The organism is Pyxidicoccus caerfyrddinensis (assembly GCF_010894405.1).
Lineage (GTDB): Bacteria > Myxococcota > Myxococcia > Myxococcales > Myxococcaceae > Myxococcus > Myxococcus caerfyrddinensis.
This window is the reverse complement of sequence record NZ_JAAIYA010000012.1, coordinates 236,797-253,853: the sequence shown is the minus strand read 5'-3', so window position 1 is coordinate 253,853 and position 17,057 is coordinate 236,797. Positions and strand designations below refer to the sequence as shown.

The window sequence follows — 17,057 nt, the reverse complement described above, 5'->3', positions numbered from 1 at the left end:
CAACCTGCCAGGAGCGGAACGCGAAAAAACGAGAGCGGGGCCGGCCGGGGAGAGAACCCGTCCAGTCCCGCTCGCTTGAGGCATCTCCCCGGGTGGGGAGGCCGCCCGGACTCACGCCGCGTCGGCGGAGGCCAGGTCGTCCATGTGCTCCTCGTTCTCGTTGAACGCGGAGAGGTAGCGCTCGAGGAAGTTCTTCGTCTTGAGCTCCACCTGGCGCACGCGCTCGCGCGACACGCCCCAGCGCTGGCCCAGCTCCTCCAGGGTGAGCGGCTTGTCCTGGGTGAGCCGCTCCGTGAGGATGTCCCAGCCCAGGTCGCCAATCCGCTTGCGGACCTTGGAGAGGGCCTCCTGGATTTCCGTGTCCTGCTCGCGCGACAGGTAGACCTGCTGCGGAGAGGGGCCGCCGTCCTCGATGCGGTCGAGGAAGGTGGTCTCCCCCTCCTCGTCGATGGTGGCGTCGAGGGAGAAGTCCACCATGCTGCCGCGCTCGGCCTCACCGCCGCGCACCTGGCTGCGGTTGTCCTTCAGATACCGGGTGATGTAGGCGCGAATCCACCACACCGCATAGGTGGCGAAGCGCACGTTCTTCTTGGGGTCGAAGTGCTCGATTGCCTTCATGAGACCGACGTTGCCCTCCTGGATGAGGTCATCCAGGCGCGCGCCGCGGTTGGCGAACTTCTTCGCCACGGCGACCACGAAGGCCAGGTTGGAGCTGGCGAGCGTCTGTCGCGCGGACTCGTCTCCCTTCCGGGCGCGCCGAGCCAGCTCGTACTCCTGCTCGCGCGTGAGCTGCTGGTGCCCGCCGAGGTTGCGCAGGTAGTGCGACAGGCCCTCGGCCGCGTACTTTGTCGTGTTGGCCATGTTTCCCGTCCTCCGTTCGATGCCGGACGCGCTCGCCCCCGCCGCTCCGCGTCCACCTGCAACTAAGACGCGCAACGAACGAAAGGGTTTCTCATTCCTCCTCAGAGGGACATTTCAGCTGCCCTTCTGAGTCACGAGGCCGTCAATGCCCATTGCTTCCCGGTACTTGGAAGGTAAGCGGCACGACGGCCCGGCGAAAATGAGCCCGTTTCGGCTACAAATTAAGAACGCTCGGGAGCGGGGAAGATTTTCTCGGGATTGAGAAGCCCTGATGGGTCGAAGAAGCGCTTGAGGCGGCGCTGCAATTCGATGAGCCCTGGCTGCTGCTCCAACGACAAATATTCCCGCTTGGCGTGGCCTACACCATGCTCGCCTGTGATCGTGCCGCCCAGCTCCACCGTCATCACCAGCATGCGGCGCAGGGCCTCCTCCACCAGGGGCCGTTGGTGCGGCGCCTCATAGAGGATGTTCGCGTGCAGGTTTCCGTCACCCGCGTGGCCATACGTGGCCACGGTGAGGCCCAGCTCCGCGCCCATGGCTTTCAGGCGTTCGATGATTTCCGGAATCTTCGAGCGGGGCACGACGATGTCCTCGGAAATCTTGTGAGGCTTGAGAGCGCGGAGCGCTGGGGAAATGGAGCGGCGGGCGGCCCAGAGCTTCTCGCGCTGGGAGTCGTCCTGGGCCGCCAGCGTCTGGGTGGCGCCCTGCTGTGTGCAGATGTCACCGAGCTGCGAGAGCTCGGCGAGCAGGCCGTCCTCGTTGTTGCCGTCCACCTCGGCGATGACGGCGGCGCCGGCGCCCGGCGGGAAGTGGAAGCCGCGGCCGTCCACCGCGCGCAGGGCCACGTCGTCGATGAGCTCCAGGCAACGCGGGAGGATGCCGGCGGCGAGCACCGCGGACACGCCGCGCGCGGCCTGCAGCACCGAGGGGAAGACCACCAGGGCGGTCATCACCCTGCGCGGCAGGGGGATGAGCTGCACGGTGATTTCGGTGGCCACGCCCAGCGTGCCCTCCGAGCCGACGAAGAGGCCCACGAGGTCATAGCCGGCCACGCCCTTGATGGTGCGCCGGCCCACCCGTACGACTTCACCGTCCGGCAGCACCCACTCCAGGCCGATGACGTAGTCGCGCGTGACGCCGTACTTGAGCGCGCGCGGGCCGCCGGCGTTCTCCGCGATGTTGCCGCCCAGCGTGCACCACTCCCACGAGTTCGGGTCCGGCGGGTAGAAGAGGCCCACCGCCTCCACCGCCTTCATGAAGTCCCCCGTCACCACGCCGGGCTCCACCACCGCGGTGAGGTCCTCCACGGAGATGGAGCGGATGCGCTTCATGCGCTCCAGGCTCACCGCCACGCCGCCGCACAGGGGCAGCGAGCCCCCGCTCTTGCCGCTGCGCGCCCCGCAGGGCGTGAAGGGCACGCCGTGCGCGTTGCACACCTTGAAGACGGCGGACACCTGCTCCGTCGTCTCCGGGAAGACGACGGCGTCCGGCGCGTACACGCCGCTGTCGGACTCGTCGCGCGCGTAGGCGGCGAGCGTGTCCTCGTCGCGCCGCACCTGCTCCGGGGACAGCGAGCGCAGCAGGTCCGCGCAGGCGCGCTCCACACGCGCGAGCTCCACGCGGGTGAAGCGCGCGGGCGTGCTCATCGGCGGGCCCCCAGCCGCGCCCACAGCTCCCGGCGCAGCGCCCCGTCGCGCCGCAGGCCGCCCTCGTAGGCCTCCGCGTGGGTGACGGCGTCGCGTTGGTGGTCGCCGCGCAGCCGCATACAGGCCTGCTCCGCTTCGATGATGCAGGCGGTGGCGGGGCTGCCGAGCACGCGGGCCAGGGAGCCGGCCACCTGCCGCGCCAGGTCCTCCTGGAGGATGAGCCGGTGCGCGAAGCAGTCCACCAGCGCCGACAGCCGGCCGAAGCCCACCACGCGCGAGCGCGGCACGTAGGCCACGTGGGCGCGCCCCGTGAAGGGCAGCAGGTGATGCGGGCACATGGAGTGGAAGCGGAGGTTCGTCACCACCACCAGCTCGCCCGACGAGTCCGGAGGCGCGGGGAACGTCTCGCCCAGCGCCGCCTCGGGCGTCCGGGCATACCCGTCCAGGAACTCGCTCACCCAGGCCTCGGTCACGCGCTCGGGGGTACCCTCGAGGTTGGCATCCTGGAGCGGCAGGCCCGCGGCGCGAAGGAAGTCCTCCACCGCGCGGGCCATGGCGGCCCGGTCCGGGACGACGGAGGGAGTCGGGGCGGGGGCGCTCTTGCGGCGGGCTCGGGACGGACTCACGGGGCGGTCGCTCCTGGTGTGGGGGGCGGCGTTCAGCGGGCCGGGAAGCTACCCGATGCGGACACGAGGATGTGCTCGCCCTCCACGCGCACTTCGTAGATGCGGACGCCCACGCCGGGTCGCCGCGAGCACTGCCCCGTCCGGACGTCGAACGGCCAGGCGTGCAGCGGGCAGTGCAGCACGGGACCGTCCAGGTCTCCTTCCGACAGCGGGCCGCCGCGATGGGGGCACGTGTCTTCCAGGGCATGGAGGCGCCCCTCCACCCGGACGAGCGCCACCCGGGTGCCGCCCACCATCACCACCGCGCGGCCCCGGTCGTCCAGGTCCGCCAGCGTCGCCACCGGAATGAAGTCGCTGTCCGGATGTCCTTGCATGCGCGGGTCTCCAACGCCTCGGGGCGCGTGACGCATCCCGCCGCCGTGAATGGAGGAAGGTCCGACACGTCCATCTCCATGAACAAGGCGTGATAGCTTGCCTTGACACTTCCAGGGGTCCGTCAGTACAGCACCCAGGCTCATCCCGCTTCCGATGACCCGACACGCTCACACCTTCGCCCGGTACATCGCGACGCTGCTCGTCGCGCTGTGGGCGTGTCAGCCGGTGGGAGCGCTGTTGCACGGGAGGGCGGCGCACGCGCACCGCTTCTGCCCGCAGCACCAGGCCTTCGAGGAGTCGGCGCGTGGCACCGGCTCGGGCCTGTCCCGGCTCGCCGCCCGGAGCCCCCAGCTGAACGCCGCCCCTGATGCCGGGACGGACTCGACGGGACTGCTGCACGAGTCCTGCCCGCTGCTCACCTCCAGCTCGCGCGACGAGGTGCCCGCCTCCCGCCCGGTGACCTTCTCATTGGAGCGGCTCGTGGTGTGCGCTCCCGCCACCGCGCCGCCCCGGGGCTCCCCTCCCCTCGCCATCCTCGCCACCGCGCCCAAGGCCTCTCCTCCCGCACGCGGCTGAAGTCGCGTCCAGTCGGGTCAGCCAGCCTTTGGTCGACGTCCGCTTCGCGGGCGTCCGGTACGAGGAGCATCCCAGGTGTCCACCGTGTCCAGGCGTCCCAGTGACGCCCTCATCGTCGTGTCCGTCGTCACCCTCCTGTCCACCGCCAGCGCCGCGGCGCAGGAGCCATCCCCACCCGCTGAAGCCACACCGCCCGCGGCCGAGGCGGGCACTCCCGGAGAGGCGCCGCCCGCCGAGCTGAGCCCGGAGGAGCTGGAGGAAATCCAGAAGGCGCTGGGCAGCGACACGCAGGAGGCGCAGCAGAACGCGCCCTCCGGCACCGCCAGCGCGCCGCAGTCCACGCCCGGGGGCAACACGCTCGCGGTGCCGGGGCTGAACACCAGCGGCACCAACTTCCTGGACCTGAGCCTCGTGCTCGACGTGGCCGCCGCGGCCTTCACCGCGAAGGAGCCCTTGCAGACGGGCGGGCATGACCCCACCCGCAACGGCTTCAACCTCCAGCAATTGGAGCTGTCCATCGGCTCGGTGGTGGACCCCTACTTCCGCTTCGACGCCAACATCGTCTTCGCCCAGTTCGGCGTGGAGATTGAAGAGGCGTACGGCACCACGCTGGCGCTGCCCGCCAACCTCCAGGTGCGCGCGGGCCAGTTCCTCACGCGCTTCGGGCGCCTCAACGCCACCCACCCGCATGCGTGGGACTTCGTGGACCAGCCCTTCGCCGTGGGCCGCGTCTTCGGGGGCGAGGGCAACCGCGGCCTGGGCACGGAGGTGTCGTGGCTCACGCCCCTGCCCTGGTACGTGGAGCTCATCGGCAGCGCCACCGACGCCGTCGGTGAGGGCACCGCGCGCAGCTTCCTGGGCGCGTCCGACGAGCGCGTGCTGTCGCCGTTGGACCTCCAGCTCACCGGCGTGGTGAAGCAGTTCTTCCCGCTGTCGGACAACCTGTCCCTGCTGTGGGGACTGTCCGCGGCCACCGGGCCCAACCCCACCGGCCATCGCAACCGCACGGACGTGTACGGCACGGACGTGTACCTGCGCTACCGGCCCATCACCGAGGCCAGCACCACGCTCGTCACCTTCCAGGCGGAGGGCTTCTACCGCCGCCGCCAGGTGCCCGGCGACGTGCTGACCGACTTCAACGCCTACGCCCAGGCCGCGTGGCGCTTCTCCCAGCGGTGGGCCACCGCCGTGCGCTACGAGCTGGGCACGCCCGCCAAGGGCGAGGGCGGCGCCACCGTCGTCGACCCGTTGGACCCGGACTGGACGGAGGACCGGCAGCGCGTCTCCGCCAACGTCACCTTCTGGCCCACCGAGTTCTCCCGCCTGCGCCTCCAGGGCGCCACGGACCGGGTCGGCTGGCAGCAGTCGCCGGAGTACTCGGTGTTCCTCGCCCTCGAGCTGGTCACCGGCGCCCATGGCGCCCACGCATTCTAAACCCTCTCACAGGAGCTCACGCCCCATGCGAAACTTCCGTCTTCTCGCGGCCCTGTGCGCCGCCGTTTCCCTCCTCGCCGCCGCGCCCGCGCGCGCGGACCTCAACGTCGTCACCACCCTGCCGGACCTCGCCGCCATCACCAAGGCGGTGGGTGGCGACCACGTGCAGGTGCAGTCCCTGGCGCTGTCCAGCCAGGACCCGCACTTCGTGGACGCCAAGCCCAACCTCGCCCTGGCCCTCAACCGCGCGGACCTGCTCATCGCCATCGGCCTGGATTTGGAGATTGGCTGGCTGCCCACGCTGCAGCAGGGCGCGCGCAACTCGAAAATCCTGGTGAACAACCCGGGCTTCCTCAACGCCTCGCAGTTCCCCCGCATCCTGGAAATCCCCCAGGGCAAGGTGGACCGCAGCCTGGGTGACGTGCACCCGGGCGGCAACCCGCACTACCTCTATGACCCGCGGCAGGGCCTCGCGGTGGCGCGTGGCATCACCGAGCGGCTGGCGCAATTGGACCCGAAGAACGCCGCCGACTACCGCGCCAACCTCGCGAAGTTCTCCGATGAAATCGAGAAGGCACGCGCGGGCTGGGAGAAGCGGCTGGCCGGCATGAAGGGCGCCCCCGTCATCGCGTACCACCGGACGACGGCGTACCTGGCGGACTGGCTCGGCTTCCAGCCCATCGCCTTCCTGGAGCCCAAGCCCGGCATCCCGCCCAACCCGTCGCACGTCGCCTCGGTGCTGGCGCAGGGCAGGCAGCGCAAGGCGCGCATGCTGCTCATCGAAAGCTACTACCCGGACACCACCGCGAAGCTCGTGGCCTCCAAGATTCCCGCGCCAATCGTCACGGTGCACGGCGGCACGGACTTCCGCGCGGGTGAGACGTACATCCAGCACATCGAAGAGCTGGTGGGGCGCCTGGAGAAGGCGCTCGCCGGCAAGGGGGACTGAGCCATGCGGGCACGACTCCTCCTTCCCCTGATGCTCCTGTCCGGCTGCGCGCTGGACGCCGGCGAGGGCTTCGCCGTGCTGGAGCCCACGGTGAGCGCCGGCTACACGCACCTGTCCTCGCGCGACGCGGGCAACGGCTTCCAACAGCTCGCGTCCGACTTCCAGGTGCGCCTGGACGCCGCGTCCCTGGGCATCTCCCACGTCGAGCTGCTCAGCGCCGCGAGCGGCGGCAGTACCGGCGGAGGCAGCGGTGAGACGTTCGACCCGGCCAACCCTCCGCCCGGCTACAGCCTGTGCCATGGCGGGCACTGCCACCGCGATGACGGTGCGCTGGTGAGCTACGAGGACATCCAGGCGGAGCTGAACGGCGGCGGTGGCGCCACGTCGTCGCTGGTGGCCGCGCTGCACGTGGACGCGGAGCTGGACCTGCTGGCCTCGCAGACACTCACGCCCGAGTGCGAGCCGGACTGCGAGCTGCCGAATGGCACCGTGTCACAAGCGCACTGGGACGTGAGTGCGCTGCGGCTCCAAGGCGCGGTGCGAGACCACCGCGCCACGCCGCGCTTCGAGGGCGAGCGTCCCTTCCGCCTGGACCTGGCGGTGGAGGGAGAAGAGGAAGAAGCCGAGCCGCTGGTGGAGCTGAGCGGGGCGCTGGACATCCCCGCGGACCGCGAGCACGAGCCGCGCGTGAAGCTGGCTCTGGCCCTGGCGCTGTCCCCCACCCTCTTCGACGGGCTGGACTGGTCGGCCGCCAAGCTTGACGCCGACGGCGTGGTGGACCTGGGCGCGCCGCAGAACGAGGCCCTGCGCAAGCAACTGCTGGAGGCGCTGGCCGCGCTGAAACCCGACGCGGAGGTGAGCCGTGAAGACCGCTGACCCGACAGACCCCTTGATGGCCGAGCACTCGGTGCCCGCCACCTTCACGCCCGGCGACCCGCTGCTCACGTGCGAGAAGCTGGTCATCGGCTACAACGACAAGCCCATGCTGCCGCCCATCGACATGGTCATCCGTCGCGGCCAGTTCGTGGCGGTGGTGGGCCGCAATGGCTCCGGCAAGAGCACCTGGTTCAAGACGCTGCTGGGGATGCAGCCCCCGGTGTCGGGCGAAATCCGCAGCAACTCGCCAGAGATGCGCAGTGCGTACGTGCCGCAGACGTCCGCCATCGACTCGCTGATGCCGCTGCGCGCGCGCGAGCTGGCAGGCTGGGGCCGACTCCGCGGGTGGAGCTTCCTCTGGCCCTTCCCCCGGAAGGCGGACCGCGACGCGGTGGAGCGGGCCCTGGAGACGGCGGGGGCCAAGGCCATTGCCTCGCGGCCGTACCGCGAGCTGTCGGAGGGCCAGAAGCAGCGCACGCTGCTGGCGCGCCTCATCGCCACGGAGGCGGACCTGGTGCTTCTGGACGAGCCCACCGCCGCCATGGACGCCGTCGCCGAGCGCGAGACGATGCAGCGGCTGTGCTCGCTGGCGCACAATCGGGGCATGGGCGTGGTGGTAGTGGTCCACGACCTGGAGGTGGCCGCCGAGCACGCCGACATCCTGTTCTTCGTGGACCGGGAGACGTCCGCCTTCGTCATGGGCGACGCGCAGCACGTGTTCTGCCACCCCGCCTTCCGCCGCCAGTACGGCGACGAGTACTGCCACCGCGCACCCAAGGGACCCCACCGTGGAAACGATGCTCGCTGAACCCTCCAAGTGGCAGGAGTTCCTGGCGGGGTTCGAGCTGTTCCGAGACCCCCTGCTATGCGCCCTCATCGCCGGGGGTGTGCTGGGCTTCCTGAGCGTGTACGTGGTGCTGCGGCGCATGGTGTTCGTCAGCGCCGCGGTGGCCCAGTCCGCGGGACTGGGCGTGGCCCTGGCCTTCTTCGCGGGCATCCACCTGGGCTTCCATGTGGAGCCCGTGCTGGGCGCCACCGCGATGGCCCTGGCCGCCACGCTGCTCCTGATGACCGAGCCCACCAAGCTGAAGCTGACGCGCGAGAGCCTGCTCGGCCTGGCCTACGCGCTGGCCGGCGGAGCGGCGATTCTCGTGGGTGACCGCATTGCCCAGGAGGCCCACGACATCCAGGGCATCCTCTTCGGCACCGCAGTGCTGGTGACGCCCGAGCAATTGCACACCGTGGCGATTGCCGGCGGGCTGGTGATGGTCATCCACCTGTGGTGGTACCGGGGCATCACCTTCGCCAGCTTCGACCGCATCGGCGCCCACGTGCAGGGGCTGCCGGTGCGCCTGCTGGACGGGGTGCTGATGGTCTCCATCGGCGTCATGGTGGGTGTGTGCGCCCGTGCCCTGGGCGCGCTGCCGGTGTTCGCCTTCTCCACACTGTCCGCCATCGCCGCGCTGATGCTGGAGTTGCGGCTGCCGGCGACGTTCTTCGTGGCCACCCTCGCGGGGGCCATCTCCGGCGTGGGCGGCTACCTCTTCGCCTACTTCTACGACTTCCCGGTGGGCGGCTCGCAGACGGTGCTCGCCGGAGTGCTGGTGGCCGTGGCCATGGCGGTGCGGAGCCTGATGCGGCTGGTTCAGCGGGTGGCCTGAGCGGGACGCGGGCGCCGGGTTGACGGCGCCCGCCCCCGGGTCGAGTTCGCACCGGAGACGACACCCAGCGCCTTTCGCGTGGCCCGATATACGACGACCGTCGTAGCGTTTCATCGGCAGACCGTGCGTTCCGTCCCAGGCCGGAGGGGGCCTCCATGAATGTCCGTTGGTTGATGCCGTGGCTCGTGGTGGTGGGTATTGGCTGTGCACATGCGCCCAAGACCGCGCCACCGGAGCAGCCGAAGTTCGAGCACGTCTTCCAGAAGCCGCTGGCCGAGGCACTGGCCGCCACGCGGGAGCTGCTGTCTTCGAGGGGCTACACCTTCGAGGAGACGCAGGACGCGAGCCAGCTGCTCACCACCTGGGAGAAGCCGGACCGCGTAGGCACGGGAGACATGACGTTCTCCCGCTACCTGGTGACGGGCATCGCCGTGGGCCCGCGCCAGTCCGTCGTCCGCATCTTCCGCATGAAGTTCCACGCGATAAGCAATCCAGCCACCAGTCGCAACCCATGGTGGAAGGTCCTCCGGGAGCGCGACGAGATGACCCACGATGGGAGATACGACATCACCGTCGTCCGGGACCCGAGCGGCGACATCCCGCCCGAGATGCGCATGGCGACGCGCGGCGACCGGGACCTGGACCTGGAGAAGGAGCTCACCCTGCGCCTGGAGTCCGCGCCCTCCCTGGAGGTGGTGAGCGGCAACGTGTACCAGGAGCCGGTGCCCACGCCCGTGCGCGACGCCGGGTTCTACCTCGCCCGCTGGCATGACACGACGCCGCCGCCGGGCCAGTGCGGGGAGGCGGTGCGCGACCTGGACGGGCTGATGATTCCGGGGCTCACCCTGCTCATCGGCGAGCAGCTCGGCTCGCGCGAGGTGCCTCTCGTGGTGGGCAACGTCGTCTGCCAGATGGCCGAGGCGGGGCTGCCCGTGGTGCTCGGCCTCTCCATTCCCCAGACGGAGCAGGAGCGGGTGGACCGCTACCTCGCGAGCGCGGGCATGCCGGCCGACCAGGACGCGCTCCTGGAGGGCCGCTTCTGGACGCGGCCCTACCAGGACGGCCGCAGCAGCCGCGCCGTCTTCGACCTCATCGACCGGGTGCGAGCCATGCGGGCCACCGGCCTGCGCGTGACGCTGGTGGCCTATGACACCGACACGGCCTGGGCGAGCCAGCGCGACGCCGAGCTGGCGAAGGTCTGGAACGCGCGCCGCAAGGCCCACCCCGACGAGCTCCACGTCATCGTGGCCGGCAACGCGCACACGCGCACCGTCACCGGCACGCCGTGGGACCGGGACTTCACGCCCATGGCGCACCACCTGAAGAAGGGACGGCTGGTGGTGCTGGAGATGAGCTACGCGCAGGGCACGCGCTGGGGCTGCGACCTGGACCGCGCCGGCAAGCTGCAGTGCGGCTACATCGGCGCGACGCCCTCGGAGCGGGTCGCCGCCCCGCCGGGACAGACGCCGTACGTCCAGCGCTTCGAGTCCTCCACGGACGAGGGCATCGACGGGCTGCTCTACGTGGGCCAGCTGTCGCCGTCGCTGCCCGCCATCTCCAAGGAAGTGCTGCCGCCTCCGCCGTCCGGCATCGGCCCGTTGCCGCCGCCGGAGGCCAACAAGCCGCCCATGTTCTAGGCGTCAGCGCACCGCGGCGGAGACCTTCTTGAACTCGGGCGTGCCCGCACGCTCGAGCATGTCGAACAGCGCGGCCTCCACGGTGACGACGGTGGCGCCCGCGTCGCGGCACAAGTCGAGCCCCACGCGGCGGTCCTCCGCCGAGCGCGACAGCACCGCGTCCGCCAGCAGGAAGGGGGACAGCCCGCGCTCGGTGAGGTCGCGCACCGTCTGGAAGACGCAGATGTGCGCCTCCATGCCGGCCACCAGCACCTGGCGCCGGTTACCCAGCGCGGCGAGTACCTCCGGCACGGCCGCGCTGAACTCCAGCTTCTCCACGGGCTTCGCGTCCGGCAAGCGCATGCGCACCAGCGAGTGCGTGGTGCCCAGCCCCTTGGGGTACTGCTCCGTGACGATGATGGGGAGGCCGAGAGCGCGCGCCCCTTCGATGGCGGCGTTGGTGCGCATGAGCATCCGGTCCAACGCGTCCCGGTCCATGGCGGCGCACAGCCGCTCCTGGATGTCCACGACGAGCAGCGCGACCTGGTCCAGCTTGAGGCGGAAGGTGGGCATGCCTCCTCCTCGCGCGAACCGCTCCGGCCCGTCAAGCGGCGGAAGCAGGACACCGCTCGCGAAAGACGCTCCCGCTCACCGCGCTTCGGGAGGGCAACAGTCGCGGCACAGGGCGCGGTTGCGCCCGTGGGCCACCGCCATCACCAGCCCGCCCGCCAGCGTGAGGCCCGTCTCCCAGGAGCCACCGGCCCCTTCCGGAACGAGGAAGGCCCCGCCCGCGAGCAGCACCACGCCCAGCGCGGCGAGCCCCGGCGCGGACATGCGGCGGTGGTGGCGCCACCCCGGGACGAAGGAGGCCAGCGCGCTCGCGGCCACCAGCACGAGGAGCCAGCGGTGGACGGACTCGTCCCCCATCACCCCGGCGACAGCCACGGGCAGCACGCCCAGCACCAGGGGCAGCAGCACGCAGTGGACGACGCACAGCGCGGAGAGGAGCTGGCCCACGCCATCCCAGCGCGAGCGTGCGGGCGTCGTCTCCGAAGCGGTCAGCAAGACACCTTCTCCAGGGGCCGGGGGCCCGGGCTTCCAGCCTCCGGCGCGACCGCGAGCTCCGACGGGCGGACCAGCCGCAGCACGCGGCCCCGCCCGGCGATGAAGAGGCGCGCGCGACGCAACTCCGGCAGGTGCGCGTCCGCGTCGCGCCAGCAGTCGAGGAAGGCGGTGAACGCCGCCACCGCCTCTTCCCACGCGCCCACCGCCACCAGCACCTCGGCGGACAGCAGGCGGGCGTGGCCACAGCCGGGCCGCTCCGACACCAACGTCCGCGACAGCTCCAGCGCCCGGTCCTCGCGGTCCGAGTGCAGCCGCAGTCGGGCCAGTGCCTCGCGCGCGGGACGTGAGAAGGGCATGGGGCCGGCCGCGCGCAGGCGGCGCTCCAGGCGCAGGGCGCGCGTCAGCGTGGCCTCGGCGCGGCCCATGTCGCCCCGGCGGGCGTCCAGCGCGCCGCGCAGCTCCTGCGCGGCCACCTCCACCACCCGGGCCACGTCGCGCGGACAGAGGGCACGCCCCTCCGAGCGGCGCTCCTCCGACAGCGGCGGATGGAGCGCATCGAGCGCCTCGCACGCATGCTCCACCACCGGCAGCCGGCCCGACTCCAGCGCGCTCAGGCCGCGCGTGTAGTGGCGCACGCCGTCGCGCAGCGCACGGTCGGCCAGCGTGGCGGAGTCCGGCAGCTCCATGGGCACGTCCGCCGCCGCGCGCCAGAAGCCGAAGCGCAGGTGCGCGGACACCATGGCGAGGGCCGCGAAGAGCACCGCTTGCGGCTCGCTCCCCGCCCCTTCCACGCGGTGCCGCAGGCGCCGGGCCCAGGACTGGGCCTCGGTGTACCGCCCTGCCTCCGCGCAGCCCTGGCTGAGCAGGCGCATGGCGGTCTCCGCGCTCGGGGCCATGCGCGAGGGCAGCGACTCGCTCGCGAGGTACGCATCGTCCGCGGCCACCGCGGCCTCCAGGGCTCGGCGAGCCTCGTCTCCCAGTCCCACGCGTTGCAGCAACCGGCCCGCGGTGAGCAGCGCCGGGCTGGCCGCGGGGGCGAGCTCCACCAGCTTCCGCGCGCTCTCCAGCGCCGCCTCGGGCCGCGCGCTGTGCAGCATGGCCTGCACCCACGCGTGGTGCACGCCCGCGTGGTCCGGGTGCGTGCGCAGCAACTCGCGCAGCAGGGCCTGTGCATAGGGCTGGCCCTGTCCGGGGCGGCCGTCCGCCTCGTAGCCGTCCACGAGGAAGCCGGCCAGCAGCAGCCGCGCCTCGCCGTCCTCGGGGTAGCGGTCCACGAGGCACTCCATGTCCCGCACGAAGGCATGGCGGCCGTTGGAGGGCCCCTTGTCCGCGAGCAGGCTGGCGGCGACGACGTAGCGCTGCTCCAGGTCCGTGGTGCCCTCGCTCAGCGCCAGCGCGCGGCGGATGGCCTCCGCGCGAGGACCGGCGAAGCGGGCTCCAGCGCCTCGCGTGAGGGCCAGGCCCCACCACGCCATGGCCAGCTCGGAGTCCCTCCGCGCGGCCTCGGCGAAAGAGCGGCGTGCCTCCGAGCCCCAGCCCAGATGCAACAGCCGCAGGCCCTGGTCGAAGTACGCCTGCGCCAGCGGCTCGCGGGTGCGCACGTCCAGGTGCGCACTGCCCAGACCCTCGCGCAGCGGTGGAGGCGGCAGTGCCTCGTCCGTGACGTCCTCCCACGGAGTCTGGACGTAGACGGACGGCTCGTCGGCTCGAAGAAGTCGCGCCAGCATGATGTGCTCCTCAGGCCCCGGAGACCGGGGCGAGACACGCGTTCAATCCAGAATCCAGTGCACCGATGCGAGAACCGAGACGCCTCCAGGCCGCGGCCAGCGCATCCGCCGCGACGGGAGATGCCTTCCCGCGCGCCTCCAGACACGTGCGCCGCCAGCCAGTCCCCAGCTCCCGCGCCACCCACTCCTCATGGCCGGCGAGCCACCCGGCCAGCGACACCAGCACGACACGAGCATCGCGATTCTGCTCCGCTGTGGCGGGCTCGCGCCACGGGCCTAATTCCTGCGCCCGAAAGGCAGATTTCGGAGGCGTCGCTTCCAGCAGACGCGGAGAAAAACCGTCCCTTGCAACGAAGACGGCCTCTCCGCACTCACACAGCACCCCGAAACCCCACAACACCAGACGCCCCGCGCCCTGCATATCCATCGAGTATGCGCTCTGCCCCTCGACACCTTCGGGACGCGCGTGGCGAACGAGCCCACGGCGAAGGAGGAGATTTCCCTCTGGGCAGCGCACATCCCGGCCGAGACACCACATGGAGACGTCGAACAGACGCGCTCCCTCGCGGCGCAACTCGTCGGGCAGTACAGAAGTGGCACGCATCTTCAATTCCTCACTCGATAGAGGGCCTGACACGCCCACCGGCCCAGGGCCCGCGGGCGCGTCAGTCGTGGCGGGACTACTCCTCGTGGTCGTGGCCTTCGTGCGAGGACTCCTCGATGACCAGTGAGACGGTCGCCGTGGAGGTGGGCCCGAACGTGAGGGTATGGGTGCCCACCGTCAGGGGAACCACGTAGCGGCCCTTGATGTCGGCGCACTCGGCGGAGCTCGTCGTGTGCTCCTCGACGTCCACCACGGTGCCGCTGGAGTTCCGGATGACGAGCGGCACGTCCACGTTGGTGAAGAAGACGTAGTCGGTGGCCTCGGCCGCGGCGAAGGACACGGAGCCCGTCTTGCCGCCCGTGCCGTCCACGAGGGTGACGTCGTAGCGGCGGTGGTCATTGCCCACGGCCGGAGGCGTGCCGGTGGTGGTGGCGGTGAGGGCGACGGCCGGCCCCTCCTGGAGGTGCTCGCAGCCCTCGACGTCGCCGCTCTCCTCCTCTTCTTCGTCGTCTCCGCAAGCGGTGGCGAGCAGGGCGGTGGACATCAGGAGGGCGGCAAGGAGCTTCTTGTTCATGGTGTGACTCCACGGTGGTTGGACTGCGATTGCGCCACGCCTCCACGCCGCTCCGGACACCGCCAGAAAAGGCAGTGCCAGCGCGCACGCGGCGGGCATGGAAAAGTCAGACGTCTGCGTGATGCGGTGGGCGCGGGAGTGCGTCAGTCGGCGACGGCATGGAGCAGCGGTCCTCGCGCCCCGCGCGGGGCGGGACGAGGACGCAAGGCTTCACGGGTCGACGGACGCCACACGACACGAGCGTGCCGTGTGAAGAGGAGACGCGCTCCCGACGCTCACGCGCGAGGCGGAGATGCCTTGGGAGCGAGGTGCAGCCGCGCGACGGGCTCCGCATGGAAGCGGAACACCGCCAGCGCCGGTGCGGAGCGGATGGATACCGCCGGGAGGACGGCGGTGGCCTCCGCCGGAGGCAGGGCCTCACGACGGAAGAAGGCATGGACGCAGTGCGCGTCCACCTCGTGCGCTTCGACGACGTCCGGACGGGAGGCGACGCGGGCATCGTCGAAGGAGTCCTCGACCTGCCCGGAGGCGTGCGCGCTCCCCTCCTCCACGTGAACCATCTCGCCGTGCTCCAGGCACGTGGCGTGCTGGACGAGGGCGAAGTGCATGACGTTCCCCACGTACGCCAGCGCGCACACGAGCACGAGCGGCAGCGCCAGCAGGCGCGACCGGACGAGGCTCATGGGCAGATGGCGGTTGGAAGGGCGCACGTCAGCAGGTTCCCAGATGATACGGGATTGCGTTTTGTAAACGATACGTGCGGTCCGCGCAAGTCATACCCTCGCATGCGCATCACACGGCGTAGCCCATCGCACCCGACTTCACCGGCGCGTCCGGGTCCAGCAGCACATTCACACACGCCACCGTGCCACTGGCCAGCGCCCGCTCCAGCGCGGGGCGGATTTGCGACGGCTCCGTCACGAGCTCTCCGTGCCCGCCGAACGCCTCCACCACCTTGTCGTAGCGCGTCGGCGCCAGCAGCGTCGCGGGGGACTTGTCCTCTCCGAACATCTGCACCTGCGGCAGGCGAATCTGTCCCCACGCCGCGTCGTTGCCCACCACGCACACCATGGGGAGCTTGAAGCGCACGGCCGTCTCGAAGTCGAAGCCGTTGAGGCCGAACGAGCCATCCCCCTGCACCACCCAGCACGTGCGCTCCGGGTGCAGCACCTTGGACGCGAGCGCGAAGGGCGCGCCCACGCCCAGGCAGCCCAGCGGCCCGGGGTCCAACCAGCGGCCGGGCCTGCGCAGCTCCAGTACCTTCGCCGCCATGGCCACCCAGTTGCCTCCGTCCGCGATGAACACCGGGTCCTGCCCCGCCGCGTTGGCCACCTCCGACAACTCCTTCGCGAGCCGGTAGTGGTGGATGGGCGTGCTGTCACTGCGTGCCCACTCGTCGATGGTGGCCTGCCGGCGCGCCTCGCCCTCGCGCAGCGTGGACAGCAGCGTGTCGCGCCGCGCGCGCTCCGCACCGGCCGCCAGCGCGGTGAGCGCGCTGAAGCTGTCCGCCACGAGCCCCACGTCCACTGGCCGGTTGCGGCCCAGCTCCGTCGGGTCGATGTCCACCTGGACGATCTTCGACTCGGCGCTGAAGGTGGGCTCCGCGCCGTAGTTGAGGCGGAAGTCGAAGGGCGTGCCGATGACGAACACCACGTCCGCGCCGCTCAGCGCCTCCTTGCGCGAGTGCTGGAAGAAGAGCGGATGGCCCGCGGGCAGGCAGCCCCGGCCCGCGCCATTGAGGAACACGGGCACCTGCGCCCGCTCCGCGAAGGCGCGCAGCGCGTCCCACGCGCCGTCCCACCAGATGGAGGAGCCGGCGAGGATGGCCGGACGCTCCGCGGCGCGCAGCAGCGCGAGGGCCTCCTCCACCTTGCGAGCGTCCGGCGCCACGCGCGCATCCGTGCGGTAGCGCTCCGGCATGCGCAGCGACTCGTCGTCCACGCCGTTGCAGAGCACGTCCCACGCCAGCTCCAGGAACACCGGCCCGGGGCGCCCGGACAGCGCCACGCGGAAGGCCTTCGCCAGGTAGTGCGGCACCGCCTCCGGCGAGGGCACGCGGTCCGACCACTTGGAGATGCGGTGGAACAGGTCCACCTGCTCCATCTCCTGCAGCGCGCCGCGGCCCTGGTTGAAGGTGGGCGCCGCGCCGCCGAGCAGCAGCAGGGGCGAGCTGGCCGCGTACGCGTTGGCCACGCCGGTGAGCGCGTCCGTCACGCCGGGGCCCGCCGTCACCACCGCCACGCCCATCCCACGTGTCAGCCGGGCATACGCATCCGCGGCATGCGCGGCGGCCTGCTCGTGCCGGGTGTCGATGATGGCGATGCCCTCCTCCACGCACGCGGCGTAGATGGGGGCCACGTGCAGTCCGGAGAGGGTGAAGACGTGCCGCACGCCCTCCTTCTTCAGCATCCGCGCCACGAGCTGCCCACCGCTGACCATGCCCATGTCCGAGCCTCCTCTTTGGAAA

The 17,057-nt window shown here is 71.2% G+C and carries 18 protein-coding genes; 7 read left to right on the top strand and 11 right to left on the bottom strand.

Annotated features, from left to right (window positions below):
* Positions 1–111: 111 nt before the first annotated feature.
* From G4D86_RS28610 to G4D86_RS28595, 4 genes are all read right to left on the bottom strand, one after another.
* Entirely contained in the window at positions 112–861 is a 750-nt protein-coding gene (locus G4D86_RS28610) for a sigma-70 family RNA polymerase sigma factor (protein ID WP_163997226.1), read from the bottom strand.
* A gap of 221 nt (positions 862–1,082) precedes the next feature.
* Positions 1,083–2,507, bottom strand: a complete 1,425-nt coding sequence (locus G4D86_RS28605; RefSeq protein WP_163997225.1) for an FAD-binding oxidoreductase — start codon at positions 2,505–2,507, stop codon at positions 1,083–1,085.
* Positions 2,504–3,061, bottom strand: a complete 558-nt coding sequence (folE, locus tag G4D86_RS28600) for a GTP cyclohydrolase I (protein WP_240360532.1) — start codon at positions 3,059–3,061, stop codon at positions 2,504–2,506. The genes G4D86_RS28605 and folE overlap by 4 nt, the downstream gene beginning before the upstream one ends.
* 104 nt (positions 3,062–3,165) lie before the next feature.
* The gene (locus tag G4D86_RS28595) at positions 3,166–3,507 is read right to left on the bottom strand and encodes a Rieske (2Fe-2S) protein (protein ID WP_163997223.1); all 342 of its coding nucleotides are present in this window, start codon (positions 3,505–3,507) and stop codon (positions 3,166–3,168) included.
* Positions 3,508–3,661: 154 nt separating this feature from the next.
* Here G4D86_RS28595 and G4D86_RS28590 point away from each other — a divergent pair, with 154 nt between their 5' ends.
* The 7 genes from G4D86_RS28590 to G4D86_RS28560 all read left to right on the top strand — a co-directional run bounded on the left by G4D86_RS28590 (position 3,662) and on the right by G4D86_RS28560 (position 10,641).
* The gene (locus G4D86_RS28590) at positions 3,662–4,084 is read left to right on the top strand and encodes a hypothetical protein (RefSeq protein ID WP_163997222.1); all 423 of its coding nucleotides are present in this window, start codon (positions 3,662–3,664) and stop codon (positions 4,082–4,084) included.
* 75 nt (positions 4,085–4,159) lie between these two features.
* Positions 4,160–5,518, top strand: coding sequence for a zinc-regulated TonB-dependent outer membrane receptor (locus G4D86_RS28585; RefSeq protein ID WP_163997221.1), 1,359 nt, complete (start codon positions 4,160–4,162; stop codon positions 5,516–5,518).
* A gap of 25 nt (positions 5,519–5,543) precedes the next feature.
* A complete protein-coding gene (locus tag G4D86_RS28580) occupies positions 5,544–6,467 on the top strand; it encodes a metal ABC transporter substrate-binding protein (protein WP_163997220.1) in 924 nt (307 codons plus the stop codon).
* Between the two features lie 3 nt (positions 6,468–6,470).
* Complete coding sequence (locus G4D86_RS28575) at positions 6,471–7,343, top strand: hypothetical protein (protein ID WP_163997219.1); 873 nt, start codon at positions 6,471–6,473, stop codon at positions 7,341–7,343.
* Between the two features lie 16 nt (positions 7,344–7,359).
* Positions 7,360–8,151: a metal ABC transporter ATP-binding protein gene (locus G4D86_RS28570; RefSeq protein ID WP_163997343.1), complete on the top strand. Its 792-nt coding sequence runs from the start codon at positions 7,360–7,362 to the stop codon at positions 8,149–8,151.
* Positions 8,132–9,004 carry a metal ABC transporter permease gene (locus G4D86_RS28565; RefSeq protein WP_163997218.1) on the top strand — a complete coding sequence of 291 codons (873 nt, stop codon included), beginning with the start codon at positions 8,132–8,134 and terminating at the stop codon, positions 9,002–9,004. Before G4D86_RS28570 ends, G4D86_RS28565 begins: the two co-directional genes overlap by 20 nt.
* Positions 9,005–9,159: 155 nt before the next feature.
* On the top strand, positions 9,160–10,641 hold the full coding sequence (locus G4D86_RS28560) for a hypothetical protein (protein ID WP_163997217.1): 1,482 nt from the start codon (positions 9,160–9,162) through the stop codon (positions 10,639–10,641).
* A gap of 3 nt (positions 10,642–10,644) precedes the next feature.
* On the opposite strand, the gene G4D86_RS28555 is transcribed toward G4D86_RS28560, so the two are convergent.
* From G4D86_RS28555 to G4D86_RS28525, 7 genes are all read right to left on the bottom strand, one after another.
* Positions 10,645–11,193 (bottom strand): isochorismatase family protein, encoded by a 549-nt coding sequence (locus tag G4D86_RS28555; RefSeq protein WP_163997216.1) that lies wholly within the window; start codon positions 11,191–11,193, stop codon positions 10,645–10,647.
* 75 nt (positions 11,194–11,268) lie between these two features.
* Positions 11,269–11,685 (bottom strand): MerC domain-containing protein, encoded by a 417-nt coding sequence (locus G4D86_RS28550; RefSeq protein WP_163997215.1) that lies wholly within the window; start codon positions 11,683–11,685, stop codon positions 11,269–11,271.
* Positions 11,679–13,412 carry a tetratricopeptide repeat protein gene (locus tag G4D86_RS28545; RefSeq protein WP_163997214.1) on the bottom strand — a complete coding sequence of 578 codons (1,734 nt, stop codon included), beginning with the start codon at positions 13,410–13,412 and terminating at the stop codon, positions 11,679–11,681. Before G4D86_RS28545 ends, G4D86_RS28550 begins: the two co-directional genes overlap by 7 nt.
* Positions 13,413–13,422: 10 nt before the next feature.
* On the bottom strand, positions 13,423–14,016 hold the full coding sequence (locus G4D86_RS28540) for a hypothetical protein (RefSeq protein ID WP_163997213.1): 594 nt from the start codon (positions 14,014–14,016) through the stop codon (positions 13,423–13,425).
* Positions 14,017–14,092: 76 nt separating this feature from the next.
* Positions 14,093–14,590 (bottom strand): hypothetical protein, encoded by a 498-nt coding sequence (locus G4D86_RS28535; protein WP_163997212.1) that lies wholly within the window; start codon positions 14,588–14,590, stop codon positions 14,093–14,095.
* A 275-nt stretch (positions 14,591–14,865) separates the two neighbouring features.
* The gene (locus G4D86_RS28530; protein ID WP_163997211.1) at positions 14,866–15,300 is read right to left on the bottom strand and encodes a hypothetical protein; all 435 of its coding nucleotides are present in this window, start codon (positions 15,298–15,300) and stop codon (positions 14,866–14,868) included.
* Between the two features lie 82 nt (positions 15,301–15,382).
* Positions 15,383–17,035 carry a thiamine pyrophosphate-binding protein gene (locus G4D86_RS28525; RefSeq protein WP_163997210.1) on the bottom strand — a complete coding sequence of 551 codons (1,653 nt, stop codon included), beginning with the start codon at positions 17,033–17,035 and terminating at the stop codon, positions 15,383–15,385.
* Positions 17,036–17,057: the final 22 nt, after the last annotated feature.

Coding starts and splice junctions, on each gene's coding strand:
- G4D86_RS28580 (WP_163997220.1), top strand. CDS start 5,544: ATGCGAAACTTCCGTCTTCTCGCGGCCCTGTGCGCCGCCGTTTCCCTC.
- folE (WP_240360532.1), bottom strand. CDS start 3,061: ATGGCCCGCGCGGTGGAGGACTTCCTTCGCGCCGCGGGCCTGCCGCTC.
- G4D86_RS28535 (WP_163997212.1), bottom strand. CDS start 14,590: ATGAACAAGAAGCTCCTTGCCGCCCTCCTGATGTCCACCGCCCTGCTC.
- G4D86_RS28590 (WP_163997222.1), top strand. CDS start 3,662: ATGACCCGACACGCTCACACCTTCGCCCGGTACATCGCGACGCTGCTC.
- G4D86_RS28570 (WP_163997343.1), top strand. CDS start 7,360: ATGGCCGAGCACTCGGTGCCCGCCACCTTCACGCCCGGCGACCCGCTG.
- G4D86_RS28595 (WP_163997223.1), bottom strand. CDS start 3,507: ATGCAAGGACATCCGGACAGCGACTTCATTCCGGTGGCGACGCTGGCG.
- G4D86_RS28605 (WP_163997225.1), bottom strand. CDS start 2,507: ATGAGCACGCCCGCGCGCTTCACCCGCGTGGAGCTCGCGCGTGTGGAG.
- G4D86_RS28525 (WP_163997210.1), bottom strand. CDS start 17,035: ATGGGCATGGTCAGCGGTGGGCAGCTCGTGGCGCGGATGCTGAAGAAG.
- G4D86_RS28575 (WP_163997219.1), top strand. CDS start 6,471: ATGCGGGCACGACTCCTCCTTCCCCTGATGCTCCTGTCCGGCTGCGCG.
- G4D86_RS28545 (WP_163997214.1), bottom strand. CDS start 13,412: ATGCTGGCGCGACTTCTTCGAGCCGACGAGCCGTCCGTCTACGTCCAG.
- G4D86_RS28555 (WP_163997216.1), bottom strand. CDS start 11,193: ATGCCCACCTTCCGCCTCAAGCTGGACCAGGTCGCGCTGCTCGTCGTG.
- G4D86_RS28560 (WP_163997217.1), top strand. CDS start 9,160: ATGAATGTCCGTTGGTTGATGCCGTGGCTCGTGGTGGTGGGTATTGGC.
- G4D86_RS28540 (WP_163997213.1), bottom strand. CDS start 14,016: ATGCGTGCCACTTCTGTACTGCCCGACGAGTTGCGCCGCGAGGGAGCG.
- G4D86_RS28610 (WP_163997226.1), bottom strand. CDS start 861: ATGGCCAACACGACAAAGTACGCGGCCGAGGGCCTGTCGCACTACCTG.